We start from the raw sequence: 12,835 nt of genomic DNA, 5'->3' as shown, positions 1-12,835 counted from the left end.
GTTGCCACCGGGACCTAGCTCCGTTTACTCCGAGTCTTCTGGCGCGTATGTGATCTCTACGTTCGGAAGCGACGGAGCCGCTCGAGAGATCGGCTCGCCTGGCCGTGCGAGCCGCCAGAGTTCACCGTCAATGAGCACCCCAGGCTCCGAGCCCGACGGCACGACTCGGACTGCAACAAACTCATCGCGCTTCGGGATCGGCGCTCCGAGATCGCGCGCGATGCGCGAGTGGTACGCGCCGCTCAGGATCAGGAGCCCTTCAGGTGCAAGAGCGCGACGGGAACCGCCACTTCCGCCACGTAGGCGGCGCATCGCGTCCAGCTGTCGTGCGACGGTGAGCACGGCTCCGCGGTGGACAATGCGGCCCTCCGCGACTCTGAATAGTTCGTCGGTTCGCTTAGTTCCCGCCCTCAGAGCGAGAATCTCCTCAACGGCCGAGCGATCGAGCTGCAGCAAGACGTTCGGTCTGAGCGGCGCATCACGCCAGAGCCAGCGGACGGCATCGCGTCCGAGCTTGTTTAATGTGCTCTTCTTGTCCCGATTCGACCCCTCGCTTCGGTACTCGGGACGCACGCGGATCAGGCCCAGAGACCAGACCGACTTGCTGTCGTCCCCTGTTGCCACGAGAGCAATGTGGTCCACCACCTCCGGGGGAAGCATCCACCCGCCAACTCGCTGACTCCATTTCGCGTCGACCATGTGCCCTCGGATGCGGTAGTCGGTCGGATCTGTATCGAATCCGTCGAACCCGAACTTTCGTTGCGCGTTGATCTCAAAGAGCGTTCCGAAGTGTGTCTTCTCGGTCTTCATCAGCTGGTCCCAGTGGTACCGGCCGGTCTCCTGACCGTTGTAGATCATGTCGTACGTGTGCCGGATCACTGCCGACCAACCAGAACCATCAGGATCCAGATCGAGGAGGGCGTCCGCTACCTCGTCAAGCGCCGGATCGTCCGGGCGTTGGAACCCCGCGAGCAAGCCATCAGTCACCGCGTCAGCTTATCGAGGCTAAAGCGAGCTGACGGTTGACCAGAAGTCGCAGCAAGACGGCCCCGCGCGCGTTTCGTCTGCTGGTTGCGGAGATCGATCTCCACGAGAGGTACGAGTACTTCTGCGCGCGTTGCCGCCACGTAGAACAGCCGCGCACCCTCCGAGAACTGTCCTTCTCTCGGCCGTGACTCGAGAGAACCTCGCCCCGGGCACACCGCGAACGAAGGCAATCGAGGCGATGAACGAAGGCAATCGAGGCGATGCACGCAGGCACCAATGGTGGGCAGCGCCGTTTAAGACCGCTCTGCTGCAGTTAGCTACTTTGCGTAAAAATCCCTGGATAAGAGGGAAAACCCAGCCTATTCTGGCGCCATGCGCGGAGGTCTGGAGCGATGGAAGAGAGGTATCGAATCCCGAGGGGTTCGACACGCGATCTCGTACGCCCTCGAGGGCACATGCGACGCCCACATGCCTCACCCGACCGGCGTCGAAGCACTCGAGACGTATGGCGCAGCATCCGATTCGACCGTCTCTCGGTTCATCGTCGACAACGGCGTCATCACGACTGACCAACTCACGGTCGGGGGACTTCGTGTCTGGCTCGCCGGGCACGACCCGATCACGGGTGAGGAGCGCGGCCAACAGCGGCTGAGTCCTGACGCCGACCTGCTGCTCGACGGGACGCTCAATCACCCGAAGTCGTACAGCATTGCTGCGTTGCTGCATCCCGAGCTCGCCACCGAGTTCGAGGCGCTGCAAGACCGGCTGCGCGAGCGCATCCTGCTGACGTGGCAAACCGAGCTCAACGCACGGCGCGGGCATGGCGGGCTCGTCCGCGAGGACATCGCACGCATCGAGGTCGTCGAGCTGCAGCACCGCCGATCGCGCGCGCTCGACCCGCACATCCACCGCCACCTCTGGCTGAACATCAAGGTGCTCGGCGCAGACGGCAAGTGGTCGAACCTCGACTCGCGCGTCGCCATGAAGCTGCACACCGTCATCAACGCCGAGGGCGAGCTCGCTGCGCGCACAGACCCAGCGTGGAATGCTGCGCTCGCGCGCCACGGCTACATGCTCAACGACGCGGGGGATATCACCGAACTCGCCAGCGCCGTGCGCCCGCTCTCGCGTCGGTCGGCGCAGATCGAGGCGAACCGCGCACGCCTGATCGGGGAGTGGTCGGCGGCGCACGGGGGATCGGCGCCGAGCGTCGACGTGCTGCAACAGATCGACCGGCGCGCGTGGGCGGTAGCGCGACCGAACAAGCCGGCCGACCTCGACGAGGAGTCGTGGGAGTCGCGCGTCCGGGACGAGATCGCGGAGATCAATCCAAGCCTGATCACCGCGCGCGCACCTATTGCCATGGCTCCGAAAGACCTGCACGCCCTCGATCTGGATCTGCTCGCTGCTGCGGCGATCGTGGATGCGGACCAACGGTCCACATCGAGCGGTGGTCGATTCAGCACCTTCGACATCCGTGCCGGCGCAATACGTGCACTCTCGCGGACGGGCATCGTTGCGGAGCGCGACCAGCTCGGCGGCGTGATCGTCGAGGTAACGACGCGTGCCGCGAAGGCCGCCTTTCGGCTTGTTGCGGAGGTTCCGCCCGCGCACGTGAAGGCCTTCATGGCGACCGAGTCGGTGCGGGCCAAGGTGCGCCTCGCCGGACGCCTCGACGCGCTAGCACGGGCGGGGCGCTCGCTCCTGCCGAATGAGCTGCATCGCTTCGCGCCTAACGAGGACATTTCGGCACTGGATGCTTCGCAGAACATTGCGGCGTGCGCTGTCGCCGGGAGCGACGGACTCGTCACCGTGACCGGCCCCGCCGGCACAGGCAAGACGACAATGCTGCGCGTTGCGTTCGTAGCGCTCGTCGCGCAACGGCGGCGAATGTTCGTGGTTGCTCCGACCCGGAAGGCGGCGTCGGTGGCGTCCCGCGAGGTCGGGGCTGCGGCATCCAGTATTCATGCACTGCTCGCAGACCACGGCTACCGGTGGGGTGCCGATGAGGCCGGCGCGATGGTGTGGACACGGCTGAGCGTGAGTGAGGTCGACCCCAGCACGGGTGTCGCATATGGCGGGCCGGCGCGGTACGTGTTGCGTGCTCGCGATCGAATTGTCGTCGATGAAGCGGGGATGGTCGATCTGCAGACGGCGAATGCGCTCGCCGAGCTTGCGATCGAGCAGGGTGTCGGGCTCGCGTTCGTCGGCGACCCGCACCAGGCGTTGCCGGTCGGGCATGCTGGCGCGATGGGTTCAGCGATCCGGCATGCGAATGCAACGGTCGAGCTCGATACGGTGCATCGGTTCCGCGATCCCGATTACGCGGCGCTCACGCTGCGGCTGCGCGATGCGGGAGATCGAGAGCACGCGCTGGCGGTCGCTGGTGAGCTGGCGGAACGCGGTCATGTTGTGCGGCTTGATCATCATGATGCGGCCCGTGAGCGGATGATCGACGCGTACTTCGAGTGGCACGCGCGAGGCAAGCGGGTGACGTTGGTGTGTGGTACCAACGCTGAGGCGGACGCCATCAACGACGCGATCCAGCAGCGGCGGGTCGATCACGGCGAGCTGGATCCCGGCGTGGTCACGTGGGGGATGGGGGAGCAGCGCATCCTCGTCGGCGACAGTGTTCAGACGCGCCGCAACGATCGGCTCACGGGTGTCGAGAATCGTGCGCAGTGGATCGTGCGCGGCATCCGCGAGGACTCGGTGGATCTTGCGTCGGTTCGCGATAGCGGCGAGTTGCGGCGAGTGTCTGCCGAGTATGCGCGGGAGCACCTGCAGCTTGCCTACGCCTCGACGGTGCATGGCGTGCAGGGCGACACGGCCGATGCGTCCGTGGTCGGGCCGGATGTGGACGCGGCGGGTCTGTACGTCGGTCTTACTCGCGGGCGCGTGCACAACGTCGCGATCGTTGTGGCGCGGACGGATGCCGCGGCCCGCGAGCACCTCGCCGAGTCGATGCGGCGCGGCACACCGGAGCTTACGATGCAGGATGCCGTGCGCGCGGCTCAGGCGGAGATGCGGCGTGCGTCACGGGACCGCGAGGCCGCGATGGCCACGGGGTCGGTTGTTGGGCCGCCGAGTGCCGGGCGTTGGATGGGGCGGTAGCGGCGTTCGATGCGCTACGCGCGCTGTGGGCCAGCTACGGCCATCCAGCCGTGCCGACGATGTTTGAGTGAGTGCTGTGCTCGGCGCTCCTAGACTGCGAAAGGCAGGACTGTGGAGGAGATTGCAAAGTGGCAGAAGATCAGCGGGTCCGCAGGGCGCAACGGGCCCGAGAAGCTCTCATGTACTTGGCGAAGCGGGGAGCGATCGACGAGTACGCACCCATTGGCGAAATTTGGGAGCACGTGCAGCGTGAGGTTCCGTTTACCACTCACGAGAGCGAGCCGACCGCGAAGGGACGCTCGCGTGGCGAGTCGGACTGGCGCTGGGCAAGTGCCTACCTGGTCTCTGCCGGGTGGCTTCGCAAGATGCCAAACGGATCCGGACAGTGGGCGGTGACGCGGGACGGTGTGGATGCTCTCGCTGAGTTCCCCGGCGACCAACTCTTTCTTGAGGCTACGCGTCGCTACGCGGCAAGTCGTTATGAACTGCAGTCAAGCATCGAGGAAGCGCTCCCCATCGCCTGGGTGTCGGGAGACTCGTCGCAGCGAAAGCTCCTCGAAGCGGCGCGCGTCTGGGTTGACGAGAGCCTGCGGAATGGCGAGTCGGCCTTCAGCCCGGGCAGGGCGGTGTGGGGGGCGAATACCGTCTCTGAACTCCACGAACTTTGGTCGGCCTCGGAGAAGACTGACGGCAAGAACTTTGTAGAGAACGTCGCAATTCAGCTGGCGAATGCCTCAGATGACGTGAAGCTGTTGATGGCAGAGGTCATCGCCATGCAGGTTCTCCCTATCGCGAACGTGATGGGGCACGCGAAAAAGACGGAGAAGGTCCAGTCGGTTCTCGATGAGATGGCGCATCCCGTATCTATTCCGAGAATCTTCGACGAGGCATTCGCAGGCGGGGCATTCAATCCGGGTACCGGGATGATGTCCAACATCAACAACGCGATCAACATCATCGTCAACTTGGCTAAGGCGTGGGTTGATCTAGACACCGAGCAGCAAGAAGTTGTGCTGGGCGAACCTACGTCGTGGCGCGAATTCGTTCTCTCCATCGACGGTGATGGATTTCCCACGCAGAGATACTCGCTGATGTATCTCGTGCATCCCGGGTTCTTCGGCCCGATCGTGTCGAGCGAACATCGCTCACGGATCCGTGAGGCTTTCATTGGCGAGATCGGAGGGACCCCGTCGACTGACGCAGACGATGACCTTCGACGTATCGTGATCGCGCTCCAGAAGAAAACAGGCAAGGCCGTGAACTTCTACGATCAGCCGTTGCGTGCCACCTGGGATCCCCAAGAGATAACCCCGACAGTGCTGGTCAAGCCAGTCGATGACGACAACGGCGAAGAGATCATTCATGATCCCCGCGGCTTCACGCCGGCCGATGTCGACACCGCATCACTCAGCCACAACCTCAAGCTCGACGAAGACTGGATCGAGCGGGTGCTCGCCGCATTGCACCGGCGTGGTCAGATCATCCTCTACGGCCCTCCCGGCACAGGAAAGACCTTCGTTGCGAAAGCGCTGACTGGCGCCATCACCGCGAAGCCTGAAGCGGCGCGCCGGATCCAGTTCCACCCGTCGTATACCTATGAGGACTTCTTTGCGGGATACCGGCCCCGTGAGAAGAATGGCCAATTGGTGTTCGAGCTTACGAAGGGACCTCTCCGGCGGATCGCAGATGATGCCCGCAAGGATCCCGAGGTCGCGCACGTCCTGCTGATCGACGAAATCAACCGAGCGAACCTCTCGAAGGTTTTCGGCGAGCTGTACTACCTGCTTGAGTATCGTGACGAGCCGATCGATCTGCTGTACGCAGGATCAGGCGATGACGGGGGTGACACTTTTTCCCTCCCGCCTAACGTTCTGATCATCGGGACGATGAACACCGCTGATCGGTCTATCGCGCTTCTTGACTCGGCGATGCGTAGGCGATTCTCCTTCTTCGAGCTTCATCCGGACGTACCACCCGTCGCCGGCATCGTGGAACGTTGGGTCAACAGCCACCCGCAGGATTTCCCCGTCGCCGCGATCTTCGCGGAACTCAACTCGCGTATTCGCGAGCGGGAGGACCGTATCGGGCCGAGCCACCTCCTGCGCGAGGAGAATCTGACTGAAGCCGACCTTGCCGCCATCTGGACCGAGAGCCTGCTACCGCTGCTCGAGGAGCGACATCTCGGGACCGCGGTGGATGTTTCGTCGACGTTTGCGCTGACGTCGCTCTTGAAGAGCGTGACGACAATCAATGAGGCGACAGTGACTACGCTCCAGGATCAGCCCGACCCCGCGAGCGACAACTAAGGTCCGGGCGTGCGCCGCGAGATTGTCGTGATGGAGAAGGGCGAGACTCTTGTCGACCTGACCTTCGCTCAGGCCATCGAACTTCAGGGCCTGCGCGTTTGTCGAGTTCTGCCCACCGCCACCGCCGGGCAATGGCGCGTCACGGACGTCTCACGGGTAGGAGTTGTGGCGCTGACAGATGTGGCGATCGTGATCAAGCCCAAGACGCCGGTGCGCAGCATCATCCACATGGCATCGCTGGGAGCGATGCAGCTCTCGATCGATGAAGGGGAAGTTTCGCACGGAGCAGATTCGCCGCTCCCCTCGGCGCTGGCCGATGCGCTTGTTCATTCGATTGACGTCGTGACGAGGCGAGGCCTACTTAAGGGCTACCAGTCGGTTCAGGAGTCGGCGTCCGTCGTTCGAGGGCGCTGGGACATCGCTCGTCAGCTTGCCGTACGTCCGGGCATCCCGCTGCCAATCGAGATCGACTACGACGATTTCACCGAGGACATCAGTGAGAACCGCATCTTGTACTCGGCACTTCGTCGGCTTCGCGACGTTCCAGATCTCACAACCGCGACGAGGCGTCGGCTAAATGACCTATTGATTCGGTTCTCAGAGGTGACGGGGCTCCCGCGCGGGATGCGACTGCCTGACATCATCACAACCAGGCTGAATGCCCACTACTCGCCGGCCCTTCAAATCGCTCGCGTAGTTCTGGATGCTGTCGCCTGGACGCACAGCGACGGACACCTGCGCGGTGGAACCTTCCTCGTCAACATGGCGTTGGTGTTCGAGCGGTACGTAGCGCATATCTTGCAGGTCGAACTCGCCGATGCTGGCTACGGCGTGGAAGCGCAGGATCAGCAGTGGCGCCTCGACACCGGGAAACACGTCGTACTCCGCCCCGACATTGTTATCTCGCGTGCAGGGCCGCCCGTCACCGTTGCAGACACGAAGTACAAGGTGTTCGCCGATGCCGCCGGTTCGCCGCCGAATGGAGACGTCTACCAGGCGCTTGCATACGCTCTCGCGCTGGGAGTTAAGGATGCGCATCTCCTCTACGTTTCGGGCGACGCGACCCCGCGGCGGTTCGACATACCGAGCGTTGGTGTCCGGGTCCACGCGCATGCCGTGGACCTCGATGGGCCCGCGAGCGAGGTCGACGCGAGCGTTCGCGCGTTGGCAGTCAGGCTCGTGGGTGGCGGGCTCTCGTTCTAATGGCCGGCTCGGGCCCTGCTGGCTCGCGGTATTCTCCGGGTAGACAGCGACCATCAAGCTCGGCGACGAGCTCCGTGTCCGGCTCAAGGAACAACCCCCCGTGCGCATATGACTGACGCCTGCTTCAAGTTGCACGCTCGCAGCAAGCGCGGCGCTGAGCGTTGCGCTTGCGGGGTGCTTGGCGCTCTGGCGATCAGACGAGGGGCGTGGGCTCAGAACTCGATCGCGTCGCATTGCCGCCGCGAAGATCTGGACCACCGGCCACGGCTAGGTCCTCGAGCACACTGACGGAGTCATCGTCCTCATCAGTGCTCGCATCATCCACGACGCGCAGGTCGACGACCATATCGTCCAGCAGATGCGGGTATTTCTCAACGAGGAAGCGACGTCGGTAGGCTGCATCGGCCGCATCGATAATTCCCTCAAGCGTCGCCCAGTTGAACGTTCCGCCGATCAAGATCCCGACGACGGGCACGAACTTGCCAAGGCTTTTCTTGGTCAGTCGCACACCGAAGGCTTTCGCGAATTGATTGGACACATTGGAGACGACGCTCTTGTTGAGAACCTCCCAGGTTTTCCCGCGCACGAGAGCTTGCGTAAGCCTGGAGAGATCAGCGAACGCGGCCGTCTTCGCAGTTGCGGAGATGGCGGAGCCCGCGTTCACCACGGAGAGCGCGAAAATCTTCTCCTCGGGATCCTCGGGATCGTAACCGTAGAGCAGTGCGACATGTCCGACGGCCCGCGTGGCTAGCGTAAGCACTGCGGTCGCGTCGACGGCAACGGCGCCGACAACCACTCCCACGGACGGTGCTGCGGCGACGCCAGCCGACGCGATGGTCGCGATCTGACCCCCGGAGATGACAATTCCGGTTCCTGCGCCGGAGAGCGCTGCGAGTCCCGGGTAATAAAGCTGGCTGCCGCGGCGGCCAACCTTGTCAACCTGCTTAAGGTCGAGTCGTCGCACGTCTGGAAGGTCCTCAACTTCATGACCCTTCTTTCGGTGCAGGTCCACAACTCGCTTAGCGGAAAGCCCGGCGCGCGATGCACGGGCAGCGGTTGTCTTCGCGGAGTCGAGCGCGGCGCCGGCCCACTCGCCTACGCCATCCGGAATCGCATCGCCGATCTTGCCCGCCACCTCGCCGACTGCCTTCGCGCCCTTCGCTGCAGCGCTCTTCCCGCGAGCAATCGCGCTCCCCGCTGCTGGGTGATCGTCGAGGTAGCTGTTTGCGCGGGAACCGACCGCGACGGCGCCCTTCACGATCTTGTCGTTGGCATCTCGAAACGACGCTGAAAGCGGCTTGCCCTTGTGATGCTTGAGCTTCGTCCAAGCATCGATCTCGTACTTCGATGGTCCTGATTCCGCCACACGAGACAGCGTATCGGGCAGATCAGAAATGTCGCCGAGCGCGCTATCGACTAACGATCGAAGCGAACTGGTCACCCTGAGGCGGCGGGGTCAGATGTTGACGCGGCGGGTTGTATGCCGGACGGACCCGGCGGCGCCACCAGAACATCGTGGTCACGGTCGCGCGGACAGAGGAGGCGGTAGCGCAGGTTGGCGACGATGGCGCGCGGGACGACCGAGTTCACGATTCAGGACGTGGTGTGCGCTGTGCATGCCGAGCCGCGGCACGCAGCGCGAGAGCGGGAACCGCGGGCATCCGCGCCATCGCCCACTCCAGGCTCGTCGCTTTCGCGCGGCGAACTCTCGCTCTTCTGCCGCAGGAGTACCTGACTATTGATCTGGTTTGGCTGAGGGGGTGGGCCTCGTCGGGGCATCACATTCGGCATACTGGCTTTGAGCTACGACTACGGGGGCAACGTGACTACACGATCAATGTCGATCTATGCCTTGAAGCCGGGGATAGCCGTAGAAGAGTCTCTGCGAGCCGACCATGATTACATCGAGACCGAGAAGCACTCGAGTTCGATTCCTGATCTCCGTGTATTCATCAAGCGTGGCAAGCAGGACGCACCATGGTGGAAACAATATTTGTCCCTCGACGAGGAACTTCTCCAGGGGTCGAACTCCGCAGCTGCGTTCGTTCCGTCGGGCAAGCGAATCATGGTGCTGACCTTCGGTTCGGGTCAATTCTTGTTGCGAGACGATGCGTTTGAGCATGATTTCGGAACGCGTGTCGTTCTCAACGCCGTGGACCCGCGCAAGCTGAAGAGCACGGAGACTCTCGATCCAGACTCCTCGCAGAGGCGTCGGACCCAGATACCTTACGACGGGGATCTGGCCCTCCTGAGCTTCGCGGGAGATGCCTCCGTGCTCAAGAGCCTCACCGGTAAGGCACGCCCAAGATTCAATGACCTAGTTCGGAGTGTGACCGGAGCGAGCAGCCTTCGTGTCACCACTCCGGCGCAGCCGAAGGATCTCAAGCGACTCTTGTCGCGTCTGCGCAAACTGTATAAGTCTGACGCGTTCTTGAAGACTTTCCCCGACGTGGCTCAGATTCGCCCGATTACGGATCCGCAGGTCATTGAGTCGCTCGATCAGCAGCTCGCGTCGGCAATCTTTGACGTATCCGCACCGGTGGTGCTGACGGTTCCAGATATTTTGGACTACAAGGATGAGACGTTCGTCCAGTTTTCTGGGCGGGGGAGCAGTCCCGTTTTCGACGACGTCTACGTGAAGCACTACCGGGAGTACCTCGAAGCGCACGATGTGGACCAGGGCTCCTTCAGCGTGGACGTTCTCAAGCACGACTATTTGGTGCTGCTAGATGGAAGCCACGCACAGCGTCAACGATGGTCGATCTATAAGTCGCTTGTGTTCGAGGTAACGGATGACCCGGCCTACACCTATCACTTCAGCGATGGACTATGGTTCAAGGTCTCCACAGATCTCATTATTTCATTGCGCAAAGACATCGATCCGTTCTGGATAGATGCCAACTTGCCCGACCATCAGTGGACGTCCGAGGGCGAGTACAACGAAAAGGTTAGCGATCGGATCAAAGCCGTATGTCTTGACCGCACGAATGTGAGCCCCAGGGGCCAAACCGCGGTCGAACCGTGCGACATCCTGCGAGTAGACGGTGACATGCTGGAGCTGGTACACGTCAAGATCGGTACTAGTTCGGCCAATCTGAGCCACCTCTTCAATCAGGCGGCGAACTCGGCAGAGCTACTGCGGACTGCGGAGCAAGCCCGTCAGAAGCTGCAGAGGCTTGTGGAGAAAAGGTCGGACGCCAATACGGCCGCGAGCGTATCGAAAGCTGTGAAGGAAGATCGGTTCTCGGTGGGCATCGCAATCGTGAGTCACAAGAGAACTCCTGAGAAAAAGTCGGACAACCTGCCGATCTTTTCGAGAATCTCTCTCCGGCGAGCGCTACGCGCTCTTCAGGCGATGCGGGTCCCGGTCACGATTCAGATGGTCCCGGACGCGACTGACCGGAGCGGGAAGAAGAAGCCGCGAAAGCCGCGAACGCCGACTTTCTCCTGAAGCGGTGTCACCACCGCGCAGGAGACGCTGGCTAGCAGTCGCCCGAAGGTTCGCGCCGTTTTGAAACGACGTGTTTCCAAGTCGCAGGGGAGTCCCTTCGCCGGTGCTGACGTCGGTTCGTTCGTCGCGGCCGTCACCCAGCGGCGTTAGCGGGCCTTCCCGGAACCGTCTACTGGCCGACTCGGGTTCTCCACCTGAGGCTGCCCGAATGCGGATACCCGTTGCGTCGGGGGCATACGCCCTTCGTAGCGGTCCGTCAGCTGTTGATCCCGAACACACGGAGCAGCGGAACGCGTGGGATCATCCGGCGCGGACCGAGCTGGACCGTGGGGATGGTCCCGTTTTCGATACCGAGCTTGATCGTGCGGTAGTCGACGCCGACCAGCTTGGCGGCATCCTTCATCGTCAGAGCGAGGTGCTCCGGTGAGTGGTTCATGTCCGTTCCCTTCGTTGAGCCAGCAGTGTCAATCTTCATTCGTCGCAAAGTAGCACACCTGTGAGCCAACATCGACACTCTTCTTCGCAAATTCGCGTCGACCTGGAATAGTGGGCTGTATGGCAGACGTCAAGGCATATGACATCAGCGATGAACGCATCGATCTCGGGAGCCGCGTAACGCTACCGAAGTCCTGGCATGCGCGTGTGTCGGGGGAGCAGGACGTGCCCGGCACGATCACCGTGCGCGTGGAGTGGGATGCTGCGCTCGGCCGCACCGCCGTCGCGTCCGCCGCGCTCGAGCGCGAAGGGGAAGGCGTCGACATCACCAGCCAAATGCTCCGCGAAGTGCGCACCCACTGGATCATGACGACGTCGGCTTTCCAAGTCGTCACAGTCGGTGTCGACGGGATGGATGACGGGGATGGCGACCGTATCCGGGCGTGGGAGTTTCTCAGCCGCGTGCAGGCGTATGAGGAACGCGAACCCACCGAGTCGCTGCACGCGGCGATCGCCGTGTATCGCGTAGCGACAGCACTCAGTTACCCGCCGCTCAAGCTCGTCGCGGACACCCTGAAGATCAGCCAGAGCACGGCGACGCGCCTCATGAGTCGCGCACGTGATGAGGGGCTCGCGCCGGAAGTGCGGATCCAGGAGCCTCGGCGGGCGCCGGCTGTTGACCCGTACAACCCCGGCCGGCCGTACGACCCTGCGGCGCCGCACTACGGGCCTGGTGGGTCTGGCGGTCCGTCGATCGGGCGGTGACGATCGCCGTGGGCGCGACGTTCGGTTCCGACTTGCTGAGTTGAGCGTTGAGGGGATCCGCGCGGTCGATGGACCCGCGCAATCAGTTGGACTCCAACGACTTGCCTTGGCGAAAAGCTCGTACTCGAGCCTCACGCGCCTCGGCTGCTGCACGGCGGCCGATGATTCCCTCCGCAATCTCGGTGGCGACGACCGCGAGTACGCCAGCAATCGCTCCGACCACAAACGGCGCCACCCCCGTCTCGGCTAGGTCGAAGCCCGTCGAAAACCAGACGGGAATCGCGATCGCGTATGCAACGACCAGAGCGCCGACAGGCGCGCCAATTCGCCAGCGGCGCGCAGCCCTCTGATCGGCGGCGTTCCAGCCATTGAGCTCCCGCGCAAGTTCTGTGATTACGACGCCGAGGCGTGCGCGCTCGCCTGACTCGGGGACAAGCGCGTAGGTCTCCCCGAGCCGTCGAATGCGCGCCAACAGGCGTCTTTCTCTAGTCCAGCGGGGCCCCGCCCAACCTACGACTGCAGTGAGCGCAAGGGCGATCGCGCTAAGCACGGATCCGAGTTCAATCGTCACAAG

At 63.0% G+C, this 12,835-nt stretch carries 9 protein-coding genes; 5 read left to right on the top strand and 4 right to left on the bottom strand.

Annotation, left to right across the window (positions count from 1 at the left end; translation table 11 throughout):
* Positions 1 to 24: 24 nt before the first annotated feature.
* Entirely contained in the window at positions 25 to 987 is a 963-nt protein-coding gene (locus ACT9TC_RS05010) for a NaeI family type II restriction endonuclease (RefSeq protein ID WP_458042315.1), read from the bottom strand.
* A gap of 468 nt (positions 988 to 1,455) precedes the next feature.
* Between ACT9TC_RS05010 and ACT9TC_RS05005 the strand changes: the two genes are divergently transcribed.
* The 3 genes from ACT9TC_RS05005 to ACT9TC_RS04995 all read left to right on the top strand — a co-directional run bounded on the left by ACT9TC_RS05005 (position 1,456) and on the right by ACT9TC_RS04995 (position 7,610).
* On the top strand, positions 1,456 to 4,101 hold the full coding sequence (locus tag ACT9TC_RS05005; RefSeq protein WP_458042314.1) for an AAA family ATPase: 2,646 nt from the start codon (positions 1,456 to 1,458) through the stop codon (positions 4,099 to 4,101).
* A gap of 407 nt (positions 4,102 to 4,508) precedes the next feature.
* Positions 4,509 to 6,407 (top strand): McrB family protein, encoded by a 1,899-nt coding sequence (locus ACT9TC_RS05000; protein ID WP_458042313.1) that lies wholly within the window; start codon positions 4,509 to 4,511, stop codon positions 6,405 to 6,407.
* 9 nt (positions 6,408 to 6,416) lie between these two features.
* Positions 6,417 to 7,610 carry an McrC family protein gene (locus ACT9TC_RS04995; RefSeq protein ID WP_458042312.1) on the top strand — a complete coding sequence of 398 codons (1,194 nt, stop codon included), beginning with the start codon at positions 6,417 to 6,419 and terminating at the stop codon, positions 7,608 to 7,610.
* A gap of 193 nt (positions 7,611 to 7,803) precedes the next feature.
* Here ACT9TC_RS04995 and ACT9TC_RS04990 read toward each other — a convergent pair whose 3' ends face one another.
* Positions 7,804 to 9,051, bottom strand: a complete 1,248-nt coding sequence (locus ACT9TC_RS04990) for an EcsC family protein (protein ID WP_458042311.1) — start codon at positions 9,049 to 9,051, stop codon at positions 7,804 to 7,806.
* 381 nt (positions 9,052 to 9,432) lie between these two features.
* On the opposite strand from ACT9TC_RS04990, the gene ACT9TC_RS04985 reads away from it, so the two are divergent.
* Positions 9,433 to 11,061 carry a DUF6119 family protein gene (locus ACT9TC_RS04985; protein ID WP_458042310.1) on the top strand — a complete coding sequence of 543 codons (1,629 nt, stop codon included), beginning with the start codon at positions 9,433 to 9,435 and terminating at the stop codon, positions 11,059 to 11,061.
* Positions 11,062 to 11,317: 256 nt separating this feature from the next.
* Here ACT9TC_RS04985 and ACT9TC_RS04980 read toward each other — a convergent pair whose 3' ends face one another.
* A complete protein-coding gene (locus ACT9TC_RS04980; RefSeq protein WP_458042309.1) occupies positions 11,318 to 11,497 on the bottom strand; it encodes a DNA-binding protein in 180 nt (59 codons plus the stop codon).
* Positions 11,498 to 11,616: 119 nt separating this feature from the next.
* Between ACT9TC_RS04980 and ACT9TC_RS04975 the strand changes: the two genes are divergently transcribed.
* Positions 11,617 to 12,261, top strand: a complete 645-nt coding sequence (locus ACT9TC_RS04975; RefSeq protein WP_458042308.1) for a hypothetical protein — start codon at positions 11,617 to 11,619, stop codon at positions 12,259 to 12,261.
* 82 nt (positions 12,262 to 12,343) lie between these two features.
* On the opposite strand, the gene ACT9TC_RS04970 is transcribed toward ACT9TC_RS04975, so the two are convergent.
* Complete coding sequence (locus ACT9TC_RS04970) at positions 12,344 to 12,733, bottom strand: hypothetical protein (protein WP_458042307.1); 390 nt, start codon at positions 12,731 to 12,733, stop codon at positions 12,344 to 12,346.
* Positions 12,734 to 12,835 lie beyond the last annotated feature (102 nt).

The sequence above is a fragment of the Microbacterium sp. HM-570 genome, from assembly GCF_054165885.1.
The sequence above is the reverse complement of the archived record's forward strand: the minus strand, read 5'-3'. Positions and strand labels throughout refer to the sequence as shown.

Bases quoted from the DNA above. Each gene is read 5' to 3' on its own strand.
- ACT9TC_RS04975 (WP_458042308.1), top strand. From the start codon at position 11,617: ATGGCAGACGTCAAGGCATATGACATCAGCGATGAACGCATCGATCTC.
- ACT9TC_RS04980 (WP_458042309.1), bottom strand. From the start codon at position 11,497: ATGAACCACTCACCGGAGCACCTCGCTCTGACGATGAAGGATGCCGCC.
- ACT9TC_RS05005 (WP_458042314.1), top strand. From the start codon at position 1,456: ATGCCTCACCCGACCGGCGTCGAAGCACTCGAGACGTATGGCGCAGCA.